Consider the following 23709-nt stretch of genomic DNA (forward strand, 5'->3'; position numbering starts at 1 on the left):
AGTCGGCGGAGCTGGACCATCTGCCGGAGGACGTGGACAACAGCAACGACAACAACCTCATCAGCTTGGCCAATGGCAAGGTGCTGCTGAGTGCGACCGTGACGGTGGTGGACGGCGACAACGACACCGCGACCGGGACGGTGAGTGCGGACCTGGGTGGCAACATCAACTTTGAGGACGATGTGCCGAGCGTGACCATCAATGCGGTGGCAGACGGTGGCATCACCCTAACCACCCAGGATGCGCAGACCATCGGTGCGGCCAGTGACACGGCGACCGGCAGCTTTGCGGCGGCGTTCCTGGCGGCGGCGGTGCCGAACTATGGGGCGGACGGTGCGGGCAGCACCACGGTGAGCGGCTACAGCCTGAGCGTGACCGACAGCAACAGCGGGCTGACCAGCAACGGGCTGGCCATCACCCTGACCAAGGTGGGCAACGATATCGTGGGGTCGACCACGGACGGGGAGGTATTCCGTATCAGCGTGGCGAGCAACGGCACGGTGACGCTGACGCAGTCGGCGGAGCTGGACCATCTGCCGGAGGACGTGGACAACAGCAACGACAACAACCTCATCAGCTTGGCCAATGGCAAGGTGCTGCTGAGTGCGACCGTGACGGTGGTGGACGGCGACAACGACACCGCGACCGGGACGGTGAGTGCGGACCTGGGCGGCAACATCAACTTTGAGGACGATGTGCCGACAGCCAAGGACAACAGCATCGTCATTACTGAGGCGGGCTTGCCGCCTTTCAACCTCGTGATGGTGATCGATACCTCGGGCAGCATGTTGTGGCAGATAGGTACGACGTCAAATGGCTCGCCAAACCGTCTGGAACTGGCCAAGGATGCCCTGAACCACATGATCGACTCGTATGTGGCGCTGGGGGTTCCATTGGTCATTACGGTCATTGATTTTGCCAGTGGTGCAGTCCTGATCCCGCAAACCAGTGATCCTGATGTGGCCAAGGCCAGCATTTCCGGTTTGCCGACGGATGGCGGTGGTACCAACTACAACGCCCCCCTGGTACTGGCGCAGAATCAACTGACAACGGATTTGGCAAACCCTGCCTTGGCCGGGTATGAAACCAAGGTCTATTTCCTGTCGGATGGCGCGCCCAATGAAGGCAATGTCCCCGCTGGCTGGACCAGCTTTGTGAACAACAACAACGTTGAAGTTTACGCCGTTGGTCTGAACGTGAGCGGCAATGCCTCGGCGATCGCCCAGCTGGGACTGGTGGAAGACAACGGAGATGCGGTGACGCTGGTCAACAATATCTATGACCTGGATGCCACTTTGCAGGCGACTGTGCCGCCTCCTGCCACCGGCAATGTGATCACGGATGTGGATGCGACTGCCGGCGTGGACAGTGCAGGCGCCGATGCCCCCGCAACCGTGTTCCAGGTCAGCTTCACCGTCAGCAATCCGGCCGCGTATGTGGGGGTTGCCGACAGCATCAATGGCAATGTCGTGACCTTCCTGGTGCAAGGAGGAACAACGGGTCCCATGACTACGCCTCTGGGTGGCCAGTTGGTGGTCAATGCCGACGGCTCCTACTCCTACACACCGCCCAATGATGTAGCAGTGGATACGTTGGAGACCTTTACCTACACCATAGTGGATACAGATGGTGACACCTCCAGTGCCTTGCTGAAGATACTGGTGCTGGATACCACACCGATCACGGCCTCCGTATTCGAGGATGGCTTGCCCACCGGCCTGCCCGGCAACGCCCCGTCCCTGACAACCGTGGGCGGCTCACTGGCCCATATGGTGATTGACAGCGCCGGCGTCAGTTTCGGTGTTGGCAGCACAGCAGGCTTGCCGGCGTTGACCTCAGGCGGTGTGCCGATCACCTACAGCATCGTCCATGGTGTCGGGGTGGATACCCTAGTGGCCATGGCCGGCAGCAAACCGATCTTTACGCTGGCGGTGGAGGAGGATGGTGATTACACCTTCACCCTGCAGGGGCCGATAGATCATGCTCAGGCTGATGGCAATGATCTGGAACTGAAGGCGTTGAACCTCTCCAGTGCGATCACTGCCCATGAAGGACCGGACAATGTGACTTTGGTGCGGGATTTCATCGTGCAGGTTGAAGATGATGTGCCCCTTGTCATGACGCCCGCAATGGGAGTCATGCTGAACCAGTCCGGGCTTACTGAGACCTTCCTGCTGGATGGCGATGGCTCGCTGTTGAACAACTACGGGGCTGATGGTGGTTCGATCCGCTTTGACAGCAGTCTGAATGGCAGCAGTGGCCTGACCTCGGGTGGCTTGCCCATCACTTACGCCTTGTCGTCGGATGGTATCACCCTGACAGCTACAACGGCGGCCGGCACCGTGTTCATTGCCACCTTGCAACCTGCATCCGGGACCTATCAGATCCAGATGATTGGCGAAGTGGACGGCGGGCAAACCACCATCGACTTCAACGGCGGGGGTTACGACTTCGTTGGCGGCAATGCGTCCTGGGCCGGTTTTAATACGGCAGCGAATGACAACAGCAAGGATCTGCTGCTGACGGCGATGACCAATGGTGTGGATGGCGGTACCGTCAACACCTCTGCCAACACGGGGGGGATCAGTAGCGGTTCATCCGTCGGGTCGGGTGAGGCGATGCGGATAGACTTTGTCATCGATCTGACCGGCAACCCGGTCAGTGGTGGCTCCTACGGCGTCCTGGCGAACCAGACCCATGCCTTTGAGGCTCACTACGATGTAAATGGTGCCTCCGCCATGTTTACGGCGATCAATAGCAGCTCCAGTGTAAAACTGGTAGCCCGTCAGGATGTGGACAATGACAACGATATTGGCGATGGCAACAAGGAGTCGCTGACCGCCGTGGCAATCAGCTACAACGGTTCAACCAGGATTGTCAGTATCGGAGCCGGCATGTCCCAGGTTGTCTCGGTGGGAGGCCACAGCTTTACGGTCAACTTTACCGATGACGATCCGACCGCTGGTGTGGCCTATGTCGCGACAGTTGCCGGGGTGATCTCCAATACCAAACTGGCGGCGTATACCGCAGATGGTTACAACAGCCTGGAGTTCCACTATGCCGCAGGGAGCACCTTCAAGATTGGCGACTTCGGCTCCAGCGTGGCGACTCCGGGTGTTCCGGTCAACTTGCAGTTGCCGGTCACACTGACGGACGGCGATGGTGATGCCGTTCACAGCAACATCGGTCTGAGCCTGCTGCCGGATGCCCCCTTTACCGTGGACTACGAAGACTCCGCCAGCGCGGTGAATGTGACCCTGACCAGTACGCAAGGGCATGCCATCGGGTCCGACTTTGGAGACAGCATCACGGGCAACAGCCTGGACAACATCCTGTCGGGTGGTGATGGTGATGATCTGCTGTACGGGATGGGAGGCAAAGACACCCTGGTTGGCGGGTCGGGCAATGATGTGCTGGATGGTGGCAGCGGCAACGATACCCTCTATGGGGAATCCGGCAATGACACCCTGATCGGCGGAATTGGCAATGACATATTGCAAGGAGGAGATGGCAACGATCTGTTGATCGGTGGTCTGGGCAGCGACACCATGACGGGGGGCGCTGGCAGCGATACCTTCAAGTGGATTGCTGGCGATGCGGATGGCAGTACCGACACCATTACCGACTTCACGCTGGGCAACCCGTCCAACGGGGGGGATGTGCTGGATCTGTCGGATCTGCTGGTCGGTGTCCCCTCGGGGTTCAACAACAATGATCTGGCCACGGTGCTCAACAACTATCTGCAGTTCGACACCACGACCAACAAGCTGACCATAGACACGAACGGATCGGCGAGTGGTGGCTCTCAATTGACCGTCCAGTTCCAGGGCAACCTGGATCTGGATCAAAACGGAGGGCTCACAACCAACCACGACATCATCAAGCAGCTGCTGGATGACGGCAACCTCAAGGTTGATCCGTAACCAGCGAACGGGGCCGGGCCATGCCTGGCCCCTGTTTTTTGACTGAGGGGGCGGCTAAGATAGCGGCAGTACAGGAGAGGGTCACCATGCAGTCATTTAATTGGATCGATATCGATGGCATTCGCTACAGCTGGGACGGGCAGGGCAGCATTACCTGTACCGGCCAGTTTGGCTATCACGCCACGATGGCGGGTGATCGGATTGATGCGCTGGATCTGGAGAGCGATGATGGCGAGGTGGCGGGTTCACTGAATGTGGACTTTGCTGCAGTAACCATTTCCTTCACGCCGGCCCAGGGTGAGCAGCCACCTCATATGATGGTGCTGGTTGGCCATGAGCAGGGGGAGCAGGAGTATACGCTGCAAAGTCTGAGCGATATCAGCCTGCAGGATCTGCTCGGTCATTCCGACAACATCGACTGCGCCCCTCTGACGGTGGATACCATGGCAGACCCGGTTACCCCGCTTGCCGGACACGTTCTGTCGTGGGACTCCTTCCACTTCGATGATGATGTGTTGCTCAGCTCCCGCAGTGCCTCCCCCGTAGCGGCTGGCTATCCGGAGCCGGCTGGCAGTGAGATCAGCATCAATATCGACATGACCAATCAGGTACTGGATCAGATCCCGCCGTTGCACGATATATGAATCCCATTCGGCGACGGGCATAATGACCTCACTCCAATAGATTGAGGTCTTTTTTTATGTGGCGTTCCCTTCTTACCCTGTCCGCTCTGGTGGTCAGTGCTCCCCTGTTTGCCATCGAAGTGCCGCAGGCTCCCCATCTGGTGGTGAGCGGCTATGCCGAGCAAAAAGCAGAGCCCGACATGCTGACCCTGAATGTCTCCGTGACAGCGCTGGAGAAGCAGGGCATCAAGGCCAAACAGCAGGTGGATGGCAAGGTCGCCGCCTTCTTTGGTCAGCTCGAAGGGCTGGGCATCAAGCGCACTGACGTTGAGGCGGGCAATCTGGTGATCTCCCCGGAGTATCAGTATCCGCAGAACAAGAAACCGGAACTGGTGGGTTATCGTGCTCAGCGCCAGCTGGCGGTCAAGCTCTATCAACTCGACAAGCTGAGCGAGCTGATGGATACCGCGCTCAAGGCCGGGCTGGAATCCGTTTCCCAGATTGAATACGGCCTAAAGACACCGCAAGCCATGAAAGAACAGGCTCGCCTCGGTGCGGTTGAGGATGCCAGAAGCAAGGCGGAGTCGCTGGCCAAGGCGTTTGGCATGAAGCTCGGCAAGGTTTACAGCGTCGAATATCGCAACAATACCCCCATGCCGATCTACAGCCGGGCCCTCAAGGCTGCCGCCATGTCGCCCGCCGCCGACATGATGGAAAACAGCTATCAACAGCAGCAGATCAGCATTACCGACAACGTGGAAGCCGTCTTCCTGCTGGAATAATCCAGCGGCTTTCACCCTTGTCGCCTCCAAGCCCGAGCCCAGTGTCTCGGGCTTGTTGCTTTCAGGGAGAAGCCCTCTTGCTGACAGACTTTGGCGGGCTGTGCCGGCCCGCGCTTGAGGCTAACCCGGCCCCAGGTCATCTGCATATGGTGTCATCTACATAGGTGAAGAGGGGGGCCGATATGGATGTTGGTTCGCGGAGGGAACGCCGGCCAGAAAAATGCCGGTCAGTGACCGGCATTGAAGAGGTGCGAGGAAAGGGGTTAGCCGAGGTTGGTCGCCACCCGTCTCTGGCGTTTTTGTTTGAGCTGATAGCCGATGGCCAGCACGATGATCCAGACCGGGATGAGCAGTACCGAGATCTGGATGCCCGGGGTCAGGTACATGATGACCAGGATGCCAGCCATGAAGGCGAGGCAGAGATAATTGCCGAACGGGTACCAGAACGCCTTGAACTTGGGCTGAACGCCTTCTGCGACCTTGGCTTTGCGAAACTTCAGGTGCGCGAGACTTATCATGGCCCAGTTGATGACCAGGGCGGAGACCACCAGCGCCATCAGCAGTTCGAACGCCTTGCCCGGCATCAGGTAGTTGATGAGTACGCAGAGCAGGGTTGCCGCGGCGGAGACGGAGATGGCCACTACCGGCACACCGCTCTTGTTGGTCTTGAGCAGGCTGCGCGGGCCGTTGCCCTGCTTGGCCAGACCAAACAGCATGCGGCTGTTGCAGTAGACACAGCTGTTGTAAACCGACAGCGCTGCGGTCAGTACCACCATGTTGAGCACGGTGGCCACCAGATTGCTGTCCAGTGCGTGGAAGATCATGACGAAGGGACTGCCACCTTCTACCACCTTGCCCCAGGGGTAGAGGGACATCAGCACGGCCAGGGCGCCGATGTAGAAGATGAGGATCCGGTAGATCACCTGATTGGTGGCCTTGGGGATGCTCTTCTCGGGATTGTCGGCCTCGGCGGCCGTGATGCCGACCAGCTCGAGCCCGCCGAACGAGAACATGATCACCGCCATCGCCATCACCAGACCGCTGATGCCGTTGGGGAAGAAGCCGCCCTGAGCCCACAGGTTGCTGATGCTGGCGTCCGGGCCGCCGTTGCCGCTGGCCAGCAGGTAGCCGCCAAAGCCAATCATGCCGATGATGGCCACCACCTTGATGATGGCGAACCAGAACTCCATCTCGCCAAACGCCTTGACGTTGGAGAGGTTGATGGCGTTGATCAGCACGAAGAAGAAGGCCGCCGACATCCAGGTCGGGATCTCGGGCCACCAGTACTGAACATAAATGCCCACCGCGGTCAGCTCGGCCATGCTCACCAGTACGTAGAGCACCCAGTAGTTCCAGCCGGAGGCAAAGCCGGCGAAGTCACCCCAGTATTTGTAGGCGAAGTGGCTGAAGGAGCCGGCTACCGGCTCTTCCACCACCATCTCGCCCAGCTGGCGCATGATCAGGAAGGCGATAAAACCGCCGATGGCATAGCCAAGCAGCACGGAGGGGCCCGCCATCTTGATGGTCTGGGCAATGCCGAGAAACAGGCCGGTGCCGATGGCGCCGCCCAGTGCGATGAGCTGGATATGGCGGTTTTTCAAACCGCGCTTCAGCTCCTCGCCGTTTTGTTGAAGATCCATTCTTCCTTCCTTACGTCTTCTGAAGTCATTCGTCTGTCATCTCGTCCGTCGGGTCACTCCATGTGACCGTGCACGGCAAAGCGTGCCTGAAACGTGACGAAATCCGTATTTATTTCGTTACGGCTGGTCGCTTTCTGTTTTTTATGGCGACTACCAACGGAAGCAGAATAGTGATAATCCATCGCGGATGCACCTGTTTTCCTCATCATTCGCTGGTTTTTTCGGCGAAAAGCAGGTTTTTAGGGAGCGATGAAGCTGGCAGGGAAGTGTTTGGCTGTATTGTGAACAATCGAATGCTGCTCGGTTGACTCTTCTGGTATTTCCTGTTTTATGAAGCCTCCTGTGCAACAAGGATGCGCTTCATGCAACGTATTATTGGCAGTTTGCTGGCCGTCGCGCTGTGGCTGACCGTGTGGCTTTCGCCCCTGCTGCTGACCATGGCGGCGGGATGCCTGCTGGTGTGGGCCGTGCAGGGTGATGACTATCTGGTGATGCACTTGCGGACTGTCTTGTTGATCGCCGGTGCCATCGGCCTGCTGCCGGCCCTCTGGCTGACTGAACGGGTACGGCGGCGTCACGGTGTGCTCAACTTCTACGCCATGCTGATGAACAACAGAGAGCTGAACCGCCCGGGCTCCCAATCCCGTTGAGGTTCAGTCCACAAGCGCCGGATACAGATGTATCCGGCGCTTTTTTATGGTTGTTTGCCGTGTCACCAGCTTGCCGGCGCGCGGCTCTCTTCAATAAAGCTGACGGCGCAGGCCGGTGGCCTCGAGGATCTTGGCGCTGATCTCCTCCACCGAGTGGGAGCTGGTGTCGAGGAAGCGGATCGCCTCCTGGCGAAAAAGCCGCTCGACGCAGGCCAGCTCCTGTTCGCACTGCTCCAGCGAGGAGTAGCGGCTGTTGGCGCGGCGCTGGTTGCGGATCTCGTGCAGCCGCTGGGGGGCGATGGTGAGGCCGAACAGCTTGTGGCGATTGGCCTTGAGGGCGGCCGGCAGATCCAGGACCCCCATGTCCTGCTCGATGAAGGGGTAGTTGGCGGCGCGAATGCCGAACTGCAGCGCCAGGTAGAGGCTGGTCGGCGTTTTACCGCAGCGGGAGACCCCGATCAGGATGATGTCGGCCTCCTCATACTCCTTGGTGGTGATGCCATCGTCGTTGGCCAGCGCGAAGTTGACCGCCTCGATGCGGTCGTCATAGAGCTTGCGGTTCTCCATGCCGTGGGTGCGGTGCAGCCTGGGCTCGGCCTTCACCCCGAGCTCGTGCTCCAGCGGGCTGACGAAGGTGTTGAGAAAGTCGTGGCTGCTGGCCTGGGCCTTGAGCACCTCCTCGCGCACCTGATGATCGACGATGGTGTGGAACAGAATGGGGCGAACCCCGGTCTGGCGGAACTGCTCGTCGATGCGCATCCGTACCTGGCGCGCCTTCTCCAGGGTTTCGACAAAGGGGATGGTGATCTGCTCGAAGGCCAGCGGAAACTGGCTCAACACGGCGTGGCCGAACACTTCGGCGGTGATGGCAGTGCCGTCTGAAACATAGAATACGGTGTGCACTGGGGGCTCCTGTGAGGGGGTCGGCGAGCTGGCTGGCAAGAAGTATCTCTCGAAACCATATCGTTTTTGTCAACCGGTCTGCCGTGCCCAAGTTGTGAAGTGGCTTGCAAACCTGAGTCGTTACCTTTTTGTGTTGGCATTGTAGAATGTCTGTGTCATTCGACCATCCCCAAATCTTGCTCGGGGATTTTTTTGACAATAAGTAGAAAACGTTTTCATGGTCGTTGGCAACAGTAGAAACAGACAATAACGCACATAAACTGGCGCACAAGGTGCCATAGCGGCACAGTGCCCACCAACCTGGAGACATGCAAGTGCAACAGTACGTACTCTGGTACGAGCAACTCGGAATGCAGGATGTAGAACGAGTTGGCGGCAAAAATGCATCCCTTGGCGAGATGATCAGCAACCTCTCTGGTGCCGGAGTGTCGGTGCCGGGCGGGTTTGCCACCACCGCCTTTGCGTTTAACGAGTTTCTGGAGTCAAGCGGCCTCAACGGCAAGATCCACGATCTGCTCGACAGCCTGGATGTGGACGACATCGCCGCCCTCAACCGGGCCGGCCAGCAGATCCGTGACTGGGTGATTGAAGCCCCGTTCCAGAGCGAGCTGGAGCAGGCGATCCGGGTTGCCTACGACAAGCTCAGCGGCGGGCTTGACGCGTCCTTTGCGGTGCGCTCCTCCGCCACTGCCGAGGACATGCCGGATGCCTCCTTTGCCGGCCAGCAGGAGACCTTCCTCAACGTGCGCGGCATCGACGCCGTCATGATTGCCGTCAAGCATGTGTTTGCTTCACTGTTCAACGATCGCGCCATCTCCTATCGGGTGCATCAGGGCTATGACCACAAGGGCGTCGCCCTGTCGGCCGGGATCCAGCGCATGGTGCGCTCGGATCTCGCCGCCTCCGGCGTCATGTTCACCCTGGATACCGAGTCGGGTTTCAACGACGTGGTGTTCATCACCGGCGCCCAAGGCCTTGGCGAGATGGTGGTGCAGGGGGCGGTCAACCCCGACGAGTTCTACGTGCACAAACCGACCCTCAAGGCAGGACGCCCGGCGGTGGTGCGCAAGACCCTCGGCTCCAAACTCATCAAGATGACCTATTCCGGCGATGCCAGCCACGGCCGCCAGGTGCAGATTGTCGACACCGATGAGGCCGAGCGCAGCCGCTTCTGCATCACGGATGCCGAGGTGATGGAGCTGGCCAAGCAGGCTCTCATCATCGAGCAGCACTATGGCCGCCCGATGGACATCGAGTGGGCCAAGGACGGGCAGGATGGCAAGCTCTACATCGTGCAGGCACGTCCGGAAACCGTGCGCAGCCGCCAGGAGGCCAATACCCTCGAGCGCTTCGCCCTCAAGCAAACGGGCAAGGTGCTGATCGAGGGGCGCGCCATCGGCCACAAAATCGGGGCGGGCCCGGCGCGGGTCATATCCTCCATCAGCCAGATGGACGAAGTACAGCCCGGCGACGTGCTGGTCACCGACATGACCGACCCGGACTGGGAGCCCATCATGAAGCGGGCCTCCGCCATCGTCACCAACCGGGGCGGCCGTACCTGTCACGCCGCCATCATCGCTCGCGAACTGGGCATTCCGGCGGTGGTGGGTTGCGGTGATGCCACCAAGCGCATCGAACCGGGCCAGCTCATCACCGTCTCCTGCGCGGAAGGGGACACCGGTTTCATCTACGACGGTGAACTCGACTTCGACGTGGCGGTGACCGAGGTGGGCAACATGCCGCGCCTGCCCATCAAGATCATGATGAACGTCGGCAACCCGGACAGAGCCTTCGACTTCGCCCAGCTGCCGAACGCCGGTGTTGGGCTGGCCCGCCTCGAGTTCATCATCAACCGGATGATTGGGGTACACCCCAAGGCGCTGCTGGAGTTTGACAGCCAGAGCCCCGAGCTCAAGGCCACCATCGGCAAGATGATCGCCGGCTACGAGAGCCCGCGTGAGTTCTACGTCGCCAAGCTGACCGAGGGCATCGCCACCCTGGCTGCCGCCTTCTGGCCGGAGCGGGTGATCGTGCGGATGTCGGACTTCAAGTCCAACGAGTACGCCAACCTGGTGGGCGGCCGTGGCTACGAGCCTCATGAAGAGAACCCGATGATCGGTTTTCGTGGTGCGTCGCGCTACATCGCCGACAGCTTCCGCCCCTGCTTTGCCCTGGAGTGCGAGGCGATCAAGCGGGTGCGTGATGTCATGGGGCTGACCAACGTCGAGGTGATGATCCCCTTCGTGCGCACCGTAGGCGAGGCAGAGCAGGTGATCGACATCCTGGCCGAGAACGGTCTGCGCCGTGGCGAGCGGGGGCTCAAGGTGATCATGATGTGCGAGATCCCGAGCAACGCCCTCCTTGCAGACAAGTTCCTCGAGCACGTGGACGGCTTCTCCATCGGCTCCAACGACATGACCCAGCTGACCCTTGGGCTGGACAGGGACTCGGGCCTTATCGCCCACCTGTTCGACGAGCGCAACGAGGCGGTCAAAGCGCTGCTGGCGATGGCCATTGCCGCCGCCCGCAAGGCGGGCAAGTACGTGGGGATCTGCGGCCAGGGGCCGTCCGATCACCCGGACTTCGCCGCCTGGCTGGTCGAGCAGGGGATTGACTCGGTGTCGCTCAACCCGGATACCGTGGTCGATACCTGGCTCTATCTGGCCGAGCAGCACAAGGCGAACTGACGCAGGCTGTACTGCCCCCATCAAAATGGCGCCCACGGGCGCCATTTTTCATGGCCGAACCTGACACAACTGGTCCGATATGGCAGCCAGATGTGCCCAAAATGGCGCGCTGGCGCGTGCTTTTACACTCCGTTACATCTGCTCGCTTTGCAACCGCCCCATAATGGTCCCGCCAGCCCGCAGCACGGGGTGGCAGGCCCTCCGGCAGTGGCGGGCCGGGGGATCACGAGCAGTTTCCTGTCAGCACGGAGGCCAGGACGGCAGATGTCACAGAGCGTATCAAACCAGGTGATCAGACGAATGCTGGGAGCCTGCCAGCAGCAGGGGGGCGATCCCGATGCCATTTTGATGGCGGGCGGCCTCACGTCGTTCGACATCGAGCGGGAGCAGGGCCGGCTGCCGGCCCACAGCCACTACCGGATGCTGCAACTGATGCAGCCCTATCTGGCCAGTTTTCACGAAACCATCCTCTCCTACGACATCGGCCAGCTCTACCAGCACTATCCACCCCTTATCAGCCTGTGCCTGAACCAGCCCTCGCCGCGGGCGGCACTCGAGGTGCTGCTGGCCTATCGCCCCATCATCGGCAGTTGTGACGAACTGCGGGTGCGGCGGGGGGCGCAGGCCAGCCAATACCTGTATGTCAATCAGGGGCCCGCCAGCCTGGGGGCGAGTCAGGCCATCCCCAACTTCATCATGCTCTACCGGATTTTGCGGGTCTATCTGGCGGATCCCCGGGTCTCGGTGGGCTTCACGGGGCGGCCGCCACCGCGCCATCAGCTGCTGGACCAATTCTTTGGAACCCGTTGCCGCTGGGAGCAGGGGGAAAACACCCTGACCATCGACAACGCCCAGCTCGACTGTCCCAGCCACTGCTACAACGAACCGCTGGGTCGTCTGCAACTGGCTCAGCTGGCACAGATCTGCGCTGACATCGCCGAGCGGGCCCCCTTTGCCTGTCTGGTGGGGGAGCGGATCCGCCACAAGATCCGGGAAGGGGAGCTGGAGAGCGACGAGAGCCTGCTCAAGGAGGTGTGCGCGGCCATGAACGTCAGCCGCTGGACCCTCAATCGCAAATTGCAGGGGGAGGGGAGCAGCTTCTCGACCCTGCTGAGGGACGCGAGGGTGAGCGAAGCCTGCCGCTTGCTGGGGGAGGGGGATCAACCGCTGCAGAACATCAGCGATCGGGTCGGCTTCTCGTCCCAGAGCGCCTTCAACCGCTTCTTCAAGGCCAACACCCGCATGACGCCGCTGGCCTATCGTAACGCCCGCCAATAAGAACGGGACCGGCGCAAGGCCGGTCCCGTGGTCGGGTCATTGTTGAGCAACTGTCAGGCAAGGCAAGGCTGGGTGCCCGGCCGTGCCTGCCCATGTTAGCGGGTGATGGTGGTGACGCTGGTGGGATCCACCCCGGCCGGCAGTGCCAGTGCCCCTGGCGTGGTGTTGCTCACCACTATCTCCTTGCTCACCGTGAAGCTGACCGGCGTACTGCTGGAGACATCCGACGAGGGGCTGATGTAGGCGCTGTAGCGACCCGGCTCCACGATCCACTGGTTGCTGGCCTCATCGAAGCTGGCGAGGATGCTGGCCGGAATGGTGAAGCTCAGCTGTTCGCTGGCCCCCGGTGCCAGTTGCGCCGTCTTGGCAAAGGCCTTGAGCTCGATGAGCGGTTTCTTCAGCTTGACCTCGGGGGCGGTCACATAGACCTGGGCCGCCTCCTTGCCTGCCACGGCGCCGGTGTTGGTGATGGTGGCGGTCAGCACCAGGTTGCCGGCGCTGCCACCCTCCAGGGTATTGCTGGCGATGGCGGGGCTGGTGTAGCTGAAGCTGGTGTAGGAGAGACCGAAGCCGAACGGGTAGGAGACCGCCTGCTCGAAGGTGTTGTAGTAGCGATAGCCCACGTAGATCCCCTCGTTGTAGTAGAGATCGTCCGGTTCGCCATCTCCGTCGGTGTCCTCACCCGGGAAGGTGCCGGCGGAGGGGACGCTGGCGTAACTTTGCGGGAAGCTCTGGGCCAGCTTGCCGCTCGGGTTGACCGCGCCTGAGAGCACATCCGCCACCGCGTGGCCGGTCTCCTGGCCAGCCATGTAGGCCAGCAGGATGCCATCCACCTTGTCGCCCCATTGGGCGGTGTCGATGACGCCGTTGACGTTGAGCACCACCACCACCTTTTTGCCCTGGGCGTGGAAGGCGCTGCTCACTGCGTCGATGAGGGCGCGCTCGTCATCACCGAGCAGATAGTCCCCCTTGCCGCTGCTGCGATCCGCCCCTTCCCCGGCCTGGCGGCCGATGCTGATGACGGCGGCTTGCTGGGTGGCGGCCGCACTGGCGATCAGGGCCTCCAGATCTCCGCTGATCGGTGCCTCGGCACAGGTGTAGTAGCCCTTGGCGCCAAATTGCCCCTCGTGGTAGACCTTGTTGTTCTCGTAAAAATCGCGGTAGTAGCTCTGCAGCGCCTCGTTGACCGGGAAGCGTGCCGCCAGTCCCTGCGCGATGGTGGCGGTGCTGGCGGCGTTCACATCCCCGCTGCCGGTGCCGCCCTTGTAGGTGTTGATCTGGTTGATGCCAAAACTGGCCAGCGTGCTGCTTGCCGAAAGCGGCAGGGCCGCGGCCTCGTTGCGCAGCAGCACCATGCTCTCGGCGCCGGCCTGACGGGCCAGTTTGGCGTGGGCGGTCAGATCCGGGCTGTTGCTGATGGCCAGCTGGTTGTAGGAGGGGCTCTTCATCACCTGGGTCAGGATGTGGATGGCGGCCTCGTTCACCTTGGCCTCGTCGAGATCGCCGTGCTCGATGGATTGCTGCAACTGCTCCTTGACGTTGCCAGGCTCGATCAAATCCTGCCCCGCCAGCACCTGCTTGTAGGCGTTGTTGGCCACATCGCCAGCAAACCAGTCGGACATCACCAGGCCGTCGAACTTCCACTCGCCGCGCAGCAGGTCGGTCACTGCATCCCTGCGTTCGTTGACATAGGTGCCGTTGACCTTGTTGTAGGAGGTCATCACCGCCCAGGGCTGGGCCTCGTCTACCGCTATCTGGAAGCCGCGCAGATAGATCTCGCGGAAGGTTCTCGGCTCGCCGATGTCGTTGATCTGGTTGCGGTTGGTCTCGGAGTTGTTGCCGAAGTAGTGCTTGATGGTGGTGCCTACCCCGTTGCTCTCTACCCCGTTGACCATGGCGGCGCCGATTTTGCCGGTCAGCAGGGGATCTTCCGAGTAGTACTCGAAGTTGCGGCCATTGAGCGGGTTGCGCTGGATGTTCATGCCCGGGGCCAGCAGGATGTCGACCCCGTACTGGCGCACCTCGTCCCCCATGGCTTCGCCGACGGCCTTGACAAGCTTGACGTCCCAGCTGGAGGCGAGCAGCGAGCCGATGGGCCAGGCGGTGGCGTAGTAGCTGGCGTTGTCACCGTCGCGGTTGGCGTTGATCCGCACCCCGGCCGGCCCGTCCGCCAGTTTGAGGGCCGGAATGTCGATGCCGTCTGCGCTGCGCAGTACGCCGTTGATGTAACCCGCCACGCCGGGCACGTCCTGCTTGACGTTGATGGCGCCGTTGGCACTGCCGTAACCGGGGCCGGAGAGCAGGTCCAGCTTCTCGCTCAGGGTCAGCCTGGCCACCATGGCCTCGGCTTGGCCGCGGTAATAGGCATCGTCCTTGACCAAGGGATCCGAGTCATTCTGGTTGCAACCGACCAGCAGGCCGGCCAGCGCCAGGCTGACGCCCAGTGAAACCGCTTTCAATTTTGTGGTGATAGGCATGAAGACGTCCTCGTAACTGTCTGAATAAAAATAAAAAGGAGATATCGACACCGGGCGCAAGGCATCAGCCCGGGCTGGGCCGCTCTGCTGGCGGCTGCCATTGGATATCGCAAGGAAGACCGAACGGGCCCGTGGGCCGGCGTTTGGCTGCAGGCAGGTTAACAAGCCGGGGGATGGCCGCCTTGCCCCGGGGGAGCGAGAAATGTGCCGGCGGGAGCAAGGGGACAGAGTTGTGAGCAAGGTCGCATCGAAAGGCGGTGCCAAACCAAGGGTGGAAGGTGGCAAGAGGGGGAAAGGGCGGGAAAGATGCGGGAAAACGGGTGGCCTGATGGCCAATGACGCTGGCCGCGGGCAATACGCGAGGGGGCCGGTGGCCCCCTCGAAGATAAATCAAAGCGTCCGGGCGCTGGCCCGGAGCGGCTCACTTGGGCCGTTTGAGGGCCCCGGCGAGCTCAATCTGTACCTTGACCCCCTCCTGCTTGAGCGCCGTGGCGACGGCGTTCAGATCGGTGCCCGGCTTGGCCTCCAGCAGGGCGATGCCGCCGCTGCTCTGCTTGAAGCGCAGGCCGTGGCGGCTGGCCAACGCGCTGGCCTGGTTGTCATCGGCTTCCACCAGCAGGGTGCCGCTGGCGGTGAGCTCCGGGCTGGCCACCCCTTGCAGCAGCACGTCGCCGCTGCGCAGGGTTTGCCGGGGCGTCTTGCCGTCTGCGCTGCGGGCGACCCGCTGCTTGCTGCCGTTGTCCGGGGTGAGGTAGGTCTGACCGTTCACCTCTATGGTGCGGTACTGCTTGCCGTCGATCACCACCGATTCATCGGCGGCGTGCACGCCGGCCGAAGCCAGAAAGCCGGCCAGGGCCAGGCCGAGTAAGCTGTGTTTCATCTTGTGACTCCTTGTGATCATGAGCGGGCGGCATCGTGGCCGATCACCCGCAGGGACCAGTTGAGCAGTTGACCCGGCTGGCTGTTGTTGCGCTCGGTCAGCGTGCTGCGGCGGTTAGTGTTGAGGTCAACCAGGGTCAGCTGGCGGCTGCTGTTGGATACGTCGGTCACCTCCAGTCGCCACTCGCCCTGGGCCGCTTCGCCATAGAACTTGTGGGAGAGCATGCGCATGTCGCGCAGCCCCTTGGTGCGCACATAACCCAGCTGCTGCCGGTCGAGGGATTGCCCCACCAGGCTGTTGTTGGGGTTGAGCAGCACGCTGCGGGTGCCGGATGGGGAGACCAGCTCGATCAGCAGGTCGGGCAGGCGCTGATGATCCAGGCTCACCGTGACCTGGACCGCTTCCACGGTCAAGGCTTGCGCCACCTGGGTGCTGGAGCGGGTGGCACTGCTGCCCACATCCGCGATGCTCCCTTCACTGCGCGGCACAGTCACCTTCTGAGCCGGCAACTGTACCAGCGGCGGCAGCGGGGTGTGGCTGGCGGCGGCCGTCAGGGTCTTGTTCACGTCGATGAGACCAAAGCCATAGGTGGGGCTGTACCAGAGACCGGCGGCGTTGCGCTCCCACCCTTCCAGGCCGGTGACCTGGCGGGGTTGACCGTTGGCGGCGGTATAGCTGACCTGAACCGGCTGCTGGCCGGCATCGATGCGGGTGGCGTTGCGGGCCAGCAGATCGCGCAGATCCCGCACCGACAGATCCGGGTAGGCGGACATCAGCAGCGCCATGGCGCCCGAGGTGTTGGGGGTGGCCGACGAGGTACCGTTCATCACGCCGTTGTAGTCGCAGGTGGCATCCAGCTGCGGGTTGTTGTGCAGCCGGTTGGTGCTGGGATCGTCGGTGCGGTTGTAGCCCATGTCGCAGCCGGGCAGATCCGTGGTCACCATGGCCGGCGCATCGGTACCGTACTCGCCGCCGGGGGCGCTCAGGAAGACGTTGCTGCCGACGCTGGAGTAGGAGGAACGCACTCCGTCGGCATTGATGGCGCTCACCACCAGGTTCCAGAAGTTGCTGTTGGAGGGGTCTATGTTGCTGTTCTCGAACGGCAGCTTGGGCAGGACGCCAGTGCGGCTGAACATGTAGTCGCCCGCGGCGATGCGGTTGAAGCCGTTGCCTGCCGCCTTGATATAGGCCGCGCCCTGCGCCTGCTGGGTCTGCTGCTCGAACAGGCGATCGAGCTGTACCTGATCCAGCCCGCTGGCGCTTTGCGGATCCACCAGACTCATGCCGTAGCTCTGGTTGAAGACCCGGTTGTCGGCGGTGGCGGGGCTGCCGCCCAGCGCATAGAGCCAGTCTTTCTGCAGCTGCTTGCTGCGCTCATCCAGCAGGTTGAACCCCTGCAGCTGGACGCGAGGGGCCACCCCCAGGGTGCCGATGCGGTTGTCGACCGCCCCGATAAGGCCGGAGACCGAGGTGCCGTGGGCACTGTCCGGATCGGTCGGGGTGGGGTCGCTGCTGCCGGTCACCACGTTTTTCGAGCCGGGGCGCACATTGTCGGCCAGGTCGGGGTGGGCGATGGCCAGGCCGTCATCCACCACGGCCACGTTGATGCCCTGGCCCTGCACGCCGGTACGGTGTGCCCACCAGAGGTTGAGGTCGTTGCCTGCCACGCCGCCGCGGGGGCTGAAGGCATTCTGGCCGCTGTTGAGCAGGTGCCACTGCTGATCCTGCAGCGGGTTGATGCCGGGCAGGCAGCGCTCGGCGCTGCTGCGGCCGGTATCGAGGCCGACTTCCTTGCCGGTCAATGGGGTGCAACTCTCACTCGCCTGAACTGAAGCGATGGGCAGGGCCGAGAGCAGGGCCGAGATTGCCAACGCTAACGATGTTTTTCTCATTAATAAACTCCATCTTATATCGCACCGTCCTGGGTGCGACTGGCATCTATACATGGGAAGAACAGAGTCAAAAAGCACTCATTTTCATTCTGAGATAAGGCTCAAAGAAATCTCACAACAAATAATCGACAGACCATGTGGGGGTTCCTGTGAATCCTTTTCTGTGCTGTATTGAGAACTTTTCTCAGCTTGCTGCTATTGATGTTTATCTTTTTATATCAATTGATTAGTAACCATTTGTTAACGTCTGACGGGCCGTTACCGGTGTGAGAGAGGCGGGGCGGATCTGCGCAGGATGGGGGAATCTTCGCGCTGGCGGGAGCGCCGCTGCGATGAAAACAGGGAGCACTGCAGGCAAGCCACACGGCGCCAATGGCGCCGTGTGGGATGACGTAGCTGGCCGGCAGGAGGGCTATTTGATCAACGCCAGAATGGATCGAAACGCCGGATGGCGACAATCGCCCAGCAGCTCGTAGAGGCACATCTCCACCGAGGTGAGTTCGGCCCCGTGCGCCGCCAGCTTGTGGATGGCGAGCTCCCGGTTGGCGGTGCTGCGCGACGACACCGCATCCACCACCAGCGACACCTGGCTGCCCGCGTCCAGCAATCCCAACACAGTCTGGTAGACGCAGATATGGGCCTCGATGCCGCACACCAGCCAGTGGCTGACGCCCTGGCGGGCGAGGGCGTCGGCCAGCGCCGGCTCCCCCAGCGCGCCGAAGCTGTGCTTGGCCAGCACCAGATCGCCTGCCTGCATCAGCTGCAGCTCGGGCACGGTGGCCCCGAGCTTGTCCGGGTTCTGCTCCAGCCAGACAACCGGCAGGCCCAGCAGTCTGGCCCCCGCCACCAGCCTGGCGGTGTTGGCGATGAGGGCATCGCTCCCCTCGACCAGACGGGCCAGTTTGCCTTGAATATCGACGACCAGCAGGCCGGTGTTCGTGGTGGTCAGCATGGATACTCTCCCGGATCAGAGTGAAACAGTGGCACCGAGTGGGCGGGCGAGGGAGGCGCGCGACTGGTTCCACAGATAGATGAGGGTCAGCGCGATGACGGTACCGATCGGAAAGGCGAACAACTGCAGGGCGACGAAGCACCAGAAGACCACCTTGAAGGTCGTCACCTGTTCGGTGAGCCCGCGGTAGGCCACATAGTTGAAGGCGAGCACAAACATGGCGATGGCGGTTGCCAGGCCAAGGCTGAGACTCTGCGACGGCGCCATGTCAGCCGGGTGGAGCGGACTGACCGTGACGACGGCCCAGGCAACGAAGGCGATCATGGCCAGGGAGAACAGAGTGGCAAGGATAAAGATGGCCTTGGCGAGCAGATGTTGTTTGGGGGTCATGAATACTCCTTGAATAGGGGGGGTCGTGCTCCCTGCTGGTGAGTTAGCGAACCCTCCATGTCGTTCGCGACTGACAGGGTGACGTATAAAATATGAGTCACGGCACTGTGTCGATAAGGCATAAACCTACCGGCAGGGACGGAGCAGGTCAAAAATAAAGTAATTCAAATTGTAAATTTGGTAGCAACCAAGCCATAAAATGTAGCAGCTCTGAGCCGAAGTATTTTTCCTGCACCTGCCTGCCAGTTGAAAAAACAACCATCACTTCATCTGGATTTGGTTAATTGGGATGCCCGTTTTTTATCTCTTACCCATAATACTGAGTTGTCTGTCTTCTTCATCTCGAACAAGTCAATTGCCATGAACAGGTCACTGAGTTTTTTAAAGCCATAATTTCGTTGATCGAATGAGGCATGATTTGAGATATGGCTGCCAATTGGGCTTAACCTTGCCCAGCCTCCGCCTTCTTCAACTGCTTCAATGGCTTGTCTGAGCAAATTGATGAGGCGTGTATCACTCTTGAGATTTTTGGCTTGCTTGGTAACGGGGTGCTCTTCTTGAATATCCTGCAGTTCTGCATCCAGATAGAGAAAGCGAGAGCAGCTATTGACGAAAGGCATCGAGGCTTTACGCTCGCCAAAACCTATCACAAACTTGCCATCAGCCAGACATCGGGTAACAAGAGGGGTGAAGTCACAGTCAGAAGAGACGAGGCAGATGACATCCACATCCTTGGTATAAAGCACATCCATAACATCGATGACCAAAGCCATATCGGTCGCATTTTTTCCCTTGGTCAAGTCGAATTGCTGCACGGGTTGAATGGCAAATTCGTGCAATATTTCTTCCCATGACTTGAGGGCGGGGTTTTTCCAGTTGCCATATGCCTTACGAATATTGACTACACCATAGCGAGCCAGTTCTGACAATACCCTGTCCATCTTGCTGGCTGGTGCATTATCTGCATCGATAAAGACCGCTATTTTCTCTTTATCTTTCAAGTGACCTCCTGTCATCACAATAAATTCAGTTGTAAAAATTTATCACTGTCTGGGCACTTTTCCCGTTCGAAATAAAAACTGCGCTGCAGTCTGTTCTATGTATGGAATATTCTTGGCCTGCAAAATGAGAGCATTGAGTGCCAGATATGTGTCCACAGCAGTTTCTTTGCTGGTTGAATAACAAGGTCCATCACACGCAACAGCCATCAAGTGACCACGATAAGCCAGCCAGGGCCGATTAGGGGAGAGGGCAAAAGCAATAACTGTGTGGTTTATCAAAGATTTCTTGTTTGGGTATCCAGCAAGGTTGAAAGCCGGGGTTAGCAAGCATCCGGCAAACCTTGCCCGGTTTTGTTGCTTGGCGAAGAGAAACGGCTCTGTTATGGTGTACTTAATTAGCCGTTTGGATGGCTAGATGGTTGTGGTGGTTCAAGCACGGCTCTGCCATCGAGTCAGCCGTTGAGATCTTTACAGGGAGTTTTTATGCAGCGTCGTTCCTTCTTTGCTCTTTCCGCCCTGGCCCTGCTGGCCGGAACCCTGCCATTGGCCGCGCTGGCCGCCGATCCGGCCAAACAGGCGATCGTCATCGGCACCACTGTGGGGGATTTTGCCGACATGGTGACCGACTCCATCAAGCCGCAGCTCGAAGCCAAGGGTTATCAGGTCAAACTGGTGGAGTTCACCGACTATGTGACCCCCAATATTGCGCTGGCCGACGGCTCGCTCGATGTGAACTGCTTCCAGCACAAGCCCTATCTGGAGAGCTTTGCCAAGGATCGGGGGCTGTCGCTTGCCCCCATCACCCAGGTGCCGACCGGCCCCATGGGGCTCTATGCCGGCAAGCTGGGAGATCTGAAGGCGGTGCAGAAGGGGAGCACGGTGGCCATACCGAACGACCCCACCAATCAGGCGCGGGCGCTGCTGATGCTGCAGGATCTGGGCTGGCTGACCCTCAAGGAGGGGATCAACCCGCTCAAGGCGAGCGAGTTCGACGTGGTGCAAAACCCGCACAATCTCAAGCTGGTGCTGTTGGAGGCGGCCCAGCTGCCCCGCTCGCGCGAAGACGTGGACTTCTCGGTCATCAACGGCAACTTTGCCGCCTCAAGCGGCATTCCTTTCAGTTCCGGGTTGTTCCTTGAGCGCAGCTACGACTTCATCAACTGGGTGGTGGTAAAAAGTGCCGATGCGGACAAGCCCTTCGCCAAAGATGTGGCAGAGGCCTACAACTCGGCCGCCTTCAAGGCCTATGCCGCCAAGCGCTTCGTCGGCTACAAGTACCCGCAGGGGTGGCAGGGCGCGAGCGCCAGCAACTGAGCCACCACGGCAGAGAGAGCAGAGAACAAAAACGGGCACCCGCAGGTGCCCGTTTTTTGTATCGTGCGGATGTTAGTAACGGCGCAGCCACCAGCGCACCGCGAACAGCGAGGTGAGGCTGCCGAGCAGGGCACTTGCCAGCACATCCAGTGGCCAGTGCATGCCGATCAGCATGCGCGACAGGCCGACACCGATGGCCCACAGCGGCAGCAACCAGGCGCCGGCGGGGGCGCGCGCCAGCCAGATCAGGCCGAAGAACTGGGCCAGGCTCATGGCGGCGATGCTGTGGCCGGAGGGGAAGGCGTAGTTCACCTCCGCCTGCCAGTGGTTGGCGAGCCACTCGGGCAGCGCCAGCAGCTGGCTGGCCGCATGGACCTGTTCGCTGCGCACCTCCACCTTGCCGGCGTAGAACTGCTGGATGGCGGGGATCAGGTTCTGGCTCTCCAGCCAGAGCAGGTAGGGGCGGGGCTCCTCGGTCAGATGCTTGATCAGGCTCTTGATGAGCCAGTCGCCGGCCAGCACGGCAAACAGGGCGGCGCCGAGGGCCAGCAGTGCCGGCAGGCTGAGCGTCAGCTTGTGTCGGGTCAGCAGCAGCAGGGCCAGGATGCTGACGCCGATGCCGGGCACATCCACCATGCGGGTGAGGGCGTAGGGCCACCAGAGCCAGTTCGAGTGCAGGGCCTGGCTCATGAACGGTTGCCAGGGCAGGCAGACCAGCAGGAGCAGCGGCAGGATCAGGGCGGCACTGAAACACAGCACCTGGCGGCGCGGCAGAGAAGAGGCGTGAGTCGGCATAACGAGGCTCGGCAAGGTGCCCATTCCTGGGCAGAAAAAAAAGAGGCGTCATTGTGCCAGCCCAACCCGGTCGGTCAAGTCGTGCCCCGCTCCCTGTAACACGGGGTTACAAATGAGTGTGGTGATGGTCTGATTGTTGACCAAGGCCCGCTGATGACGGGGGCGGTCAGCAGATATGGTCCGGGCAGGGCGCTTCATCGGGCGCAGATGAGGCAACAGCGCACCCACCCCGGCAGAAAGTCGCGGCGACGGCCGCGTATGGGTGAATAAGCATCTGAAACTTCGGTCTGTTTGGGCTAGAATGGCGCGCTTGTGGCCGCTAGCGAAGTGAGAGAGCCCGATGAAGATCGTCGTTGATGAAAATATGCCCCACGCCCGTGAGTTGTTTGCCGAGTTTGGCGAGGTCGTCCCGCTGCCCGGCAGGCAGATGCAGGCGGCGGATCTGCAAGAGGCCGACGTGCTGCTGGTGCGCTCCGTCACCCGGGTGGACGCCGCCCTCTTGGCCAGCTGTCCGCAGCTGAGCTTCGTCGGCACCGCCACCATCGGCACCGATCACGTGGACAAGGCGCTGCTGGCCGAACGAGGCATTCCCTTCTTCAGTGCCCCCGGCTGCAACAAATATTCGGTCGGCGACTATGTGCTCTCCGCCCTGCTGGTGCTGGCCGAGCGCCATGAGCTCAACTTGAGCGAGATGAGCCTCGCGGTCATCGGCGCCGGCAATACCGGCGAGTGCGTGGCAGGCAAGGCTGAAGCCCTCGGCATGCGGGTGCTGCGCTGCGATCCGCCCCGTGCCCGCGCCGCCGAAGCCAACGAGGCTGTGCAGTTTGTCGATTACCTGCAGGCCCTTGAGGCCGACATCGTCAGCTTCCACGTTCCCATTACCCGTCAGGGGCCGGATGCCACCTTCCACCTGCTGGATGCGGCGCAGATTGCCGCCCGCCCGGCCGGGCAGATCCTTATCAACGCCTCCCGCGGCGAGGTGTGGGACAACCAGGCCTTGCTGGCGCGCCAGCAGAGCCAGGCGCCGCTGCGACTGGTGATGGACGTGTGGGAAGGGGAGCCGGAGCCGCTGCAGGCCCTGGTGCCCCATACCGAGCTGGCGACACCGCACATTGCAGGTTACAGCCTGGAGGGCAAGGCCCGTGGCACCTGGATGCTCTATGAGGCGCTCTGCCGCCAACTGGGGCGCACGCCGCGCCAGGATCTGCAGAGTCTGCTGCCCATCCCCGAGGTGCGCGAGGTGACGCCGGGCCAGCCGGCGGATCAGGCATTGATCAAGCAACTGGTCCACCTTATTTATGACGTGCGCCGTGATGACGCCCGTTTTCGCAACCGGCTCGGTATGGCGGGCAGCTTCGATGAGCAACGCAAAGATTATCCGGAGCGGCGCGAGCTCTCGGCCCTGCAGCTGAAGGGGCCGTTTGCGAGCGATACCCTGGCCCGGCTCGGGTTTGTCTGCCAGCCCGGCTGAGCGCTCTACATACTTGAAGGGGCGGGAGCCATGTCCCGCCCATACCCGGTC

17 protein-coding genes are annotated in these 23709 nt (G+C 61.0%); 8 read left to right on the forward strand and 9 right to left on the reverse strand.

Going from position 1 to position 23709, the window contains the following annotated elements; genetic code table 11:
- The first annotated feature begins 32 nt into the window (after positions 1–32).
- The 3 genes from BN1143_RS01935 (at position 33) to BN1143_RS01945 (ending at position 5328) form a co-directional block, all read left to right on the forward strand.
- Positions 33–3923, forward strand: a complete 3891-nt coding sequence (locus BN1143_RS01935) for a DUF5801 repeats-in-toxin domain-containing protein (RefSeq protein WP_231570554.1) — start codon at positions 33–35, stop codon at positions 3921–3923.
- 86 nt (positions 3924–4009) lie between these two features.
- Positions 4010–4567 (forward strand): hypothetical protein, encoded by a 558-nt coding sequence (locus tag BN1143_RS01940; RefSeq protein ID WP_042049460.1) that lies wholly within the window; start codon positions 4010–4012, stop codon positions 4565–4567.
- Between the two features lie 56 nt (positions 4568–4623).
- Positions 4624–5328, forward strand: a complete 705-nt coding sequence (locus tag BN1143_RS01945; protein WP_042049461.1) for an SIMPL domain-containing protein — start codon at positions 4624–4626, stop codon at positions 5326–5328.
- 263 nt (positions 5329–5591) lie between these two features.
- Here BN1143_RS01945 and BN1143_RS01950 read toward each other — a convergent pair whose 3' ends face one another.
- Complete coding sequence (locus BN1143_RS01950) at positions 5592–6968, reverse strand: amino acid permease (RefSeq protein WP_042049462.1); 1377 nt, start codon at positions 6966–6968, stop codon at positions 5592–5594.
- A gap of 362 nt (positions 6969–7330) precedes the next feature.
- Here BN1143_RS01950 and BN1143_RS01955 point away from each other — a divergent pair, with 362 nt between their 5' ends.
- On the forward strand, positions 7331–7618 hold the full coding sequence (locus BN1143_RS01955; RefSeq protein WP_005302535.1) for a hypothetical protein: 288 nt from the start codon (positions 7331–7333) through the stop codon (positions 7616–7618).
- A gap of 90 nt (positions 7619–7708) precedes the next feature.
- Here the strand turns inward: BN1143_RS01955 and ppsR are convergent, their stop codons facing one another.
- Entirely contained in the window at positions 7709–8521 is an 813-nt protein-coding gene (gene ppsR, locus BN1143_RS01960; RefSeq protein ID WP_005302533.1) for a posphoenolpyruvate synthetase regulatory kinase/phosphorylase PpsR, read from the reverse strand.
- A 308-nt stretch (positions 8522–8829) separates the two neighbouring features.
- Here ppsR and ppsA point away from each other — a divergent pair, with 308 nt between their 5' ends.
- Positions 8830–11208 (forward strand): phosphoenolpyruvate synthase, encoded by a 2379-nt coding sequence (gene ppsA, locus BN1143_RS01965; RefSeq protein WP_042049463.1) that lies wholly within the window; start codon positions 8830–8832, stop codon positions 11206–11208.
- A 300-nt stretch (positions 11209–11508) separates the two neighbouring features.
- Positions 11509–12486 carry an AraC family transcriptional regulator gene (locus BN1143_RS01970; RefSeq protein ID WP_042049464.1) on the forward strand — a complete coding sequence of 326 codons (978 nt, stop codon included), beginning with the start codon at positions 11509–11511 and terminating at the stop codon, positions 12484–12486.
- 95 nt (positions 12487–12581) lie between these two features.
- On the opposite strand, the gene BN1143_RS01975 is transcribed toward BN1143_RS01970, so the two are convergent.
- The 6 genes from BN1143_RS01975 to BN1143_RS02000 all read right to left on the reverse strand — a co-directional run bounded on the left by BN1143_RS01975 (position 12582) and on the right by BN1143_RS02000 (position 20078).
- The gene (locus BN1143_RS01975) at positions 12582–14963 is read right to left on the reverse strand and encodes a beta-glucosidase family protein (RefSeq protein ID WP_042049465.1); all 2382 of its coding nucleotides are present in this window, start codon (positions 14961–14963) and stop codon (positions 12582–12584) included.
- A 421-nt stretch (positions 14964–15384) separates the two neighbouring features.
- Complete coding sequence (locus BN1143_RS01980) at positions 15385–15843, reverse strand: serine protease chaperone (RefSeq protein ID WP_042049467.1); 459 nt, start codon at positions 15841–15843, stop codon at positions 15385–15387.
- A 17-nt stretch (positions 15844–15860) separates the two neighbouring features.
- A complete protein-coding gene (gene asp / locus BN1143_RS01985; RefSeq protein WP_042049468.1) occupies positions 15861–17735 on the reverse strand; it encodes a serine protease Asp in 1875 nt (624 codons plus the stop codon).
- 412 nt (positions 17736–18147) lie between these two features.
- Complete coding sequence (locus tag BN1143_RS01990; RefSeq protein ID WP_042049470.1) at positions 18148–18687, reverse strand: isochorismatase family protein; 540 nt, start codon at positions 18685–18687, stop codon at positions 18148–18150.
- A gap of 15 nt (positions 18688–18702) precedes the next feature.
- Positions 18703–19077: a hypothetical protein gene (locus tag BN1143_RS01995; RefSeq protein ID WP_025201488.1), complete on the reverse strand. Its 375-nt coding sequence runs from the start codon at positions 19075–19077 to the stop codon at positions 18703–18705.
- 266 nt (positions 19078–19343) lie between these two features.
- Complete coding sequence (locus BN1143_RS02000) at positions 19344–20078, reverse strand: NYN domain-containing protein (RefSeq protein ID WP_017764172.1); 735 nt, start codon at positions 20076–20078, stop codon at positions 19344–19346.
- A gap of 483 nt (positions 20079–20561) precedes the next feature.
- On the opposite strand from BN1143_RS02000, the gene BN1143_RS02005 reads away from it, so the two are divergent.
- Complete coding sequence (locus tag BN1143_RS02005) at positions 20562–21392, forward strand: MetQ/NlpA family ABC transporter substrate-binding protein (protein ID WP_017786700.1); 831 nt, start codon at positions 20562–20564, stop codon at positions 21390–21392.
- A 72-nt stretch (positions 21393–21464) separates the two neighbouring features.
- Here the strand turns inward: BN1143_RS02005 and BN1143_RS02010 are convergent, their stop codons facing one another.
- Positions 21465–22211 (reverse strand): phosphatase PAP2 family protein, encoded by a 747-nt coding sequence (locus tag BN1143_RS02010; protein WP_082038403.1) that lies wholly within the window; start codon positions 22209–22211, stop codon positions 21465–21467.
- A 316-nt stretch (positions 22212–22527) separates the two neighbouring features.
- On the opposite strand from BN1143_RS02010, the gene BN1143_RS02015 reads away from it, so the two are divergent.
- Positions 22528–23658, forward strand: a complete 1131-nt coding sequence (locus BN1143_RS02015) for a 4-phosphoerythronate dehydrogenase (protein ID WP_042049472.1) — start codon at positions 22528–22530, stop codon at positions 23656–23658.
- Positions 23659–23709 lie beyond the last annotated feature (51 nt).

The sequence above is a fragment of the Aeromonas dhakensis genome, from assembly GCF_000820305.1.
Lineage (GTDB): Bacteria > Pseudomonadota > Gammaproteobacteria > Enterobacterales > Aeromonadaceae > Aeromonas > Aeromonas dhakensis.

Bases quoted from the DNA above. Each gene is read 5' to 3' on its own strand.
- BN1143_RS02005 (WP_017786700.1), top strand. From the start codon at position 20,562: ATGCAGCGTCGTTCCTTCTTTGCTCTTTCCGCCCTGGCCCTGCTGGCC.
- BN1143_RS01970 (WP_042049464.1), top strand. From the start codon at position 11,509: ATGCTGGGAGCCTGCCAGCAGCAGGGGGGCGATCCCGATGCCATTTTG.
- BN1143_RS01990 (WP_042049470.1), bottom strand. From the start codon at position 18,687: ATGCTGACCACCACGAACACCGGCCTGCTGGTCGTCGATATTCAAGGC.
- BN1143_RS02010 (WP_082038403.1), bottom strand. From the start codon at position 22,211: ATGGGCACCTTGCCGAGCCTCGTTATGCCGACTCACGCCTCTTCTCTG.
- BN1143_RS01975 (WP_042049465.1), bottom strand. From the start codon at position 14,963: ATGCCTATCACCACAAAATTGAAAGCGGTTTCACTGGGCGTCAGCCTG.
- BN1143_RS01945 (WP_042049461.1), top strand. From the start codon at position 4,624: ATGTGGCGTTCCCTTCTTACCCTGTCCGCTCTGGTGGTCAGTGCTCCC.
- BN1143_RS01950 (WP_042049462.1), bottom strand. From the start codon at position 6,968: ATGGATCTTCAACAAAACGGCGAGGAGCTGAAGCGCGGTTTGAAAAAC.
- ppsA (WP_042049463.1), top strand. From the start codon at position 8,830: ATGCAAGTGCAACAGTACGTACTCTGGTACGAGCAACTCGGAATGCAG.
- BN1143_RS01995 (WP_025201488.1), bottom strand. From the start codon at position 19,077: ATGACCCCCAAACAACATCTGCTCGCCAAGGCCATCTTTATCCTTGCC.
- BN1143_RS01955 (WP_005302535.1), top strand. From the start codon at position 7,331: ATGCAACGTATTATTGGCAGTTTGCTGGCCGTCGCGCTGTGGCTGACC.
- BN1143_RS01980 (WP_042049467.1), bottom strand. From the start codon at position 15,843: ATGAAACACAGCTTACTCGGCCTGGCCCTGGCCGGCTTTCTGGCTTCG.
- asp (WP_042049468.1), bottom strand. From the start codon at position 17,735: ATGAGAAAAACATCGTTAGCGTTGGCAATCTCGGCCCTGCTCTCGGCC.
- BN1143_RS02015 (WP_042049472.1), top strand. From the start codon at position 22,528: ATGAAGATCGTCGTTGATGAAAATATGCCCCACGCCCGTGAGTTGTTT.
- BN1143_RS01940 (WP_042049460.1), top strand. From the start codon at position 4,010: ATGCAGTCATTTAATTGGATCGATATCGATGGCATTCGCTACAGCTGG.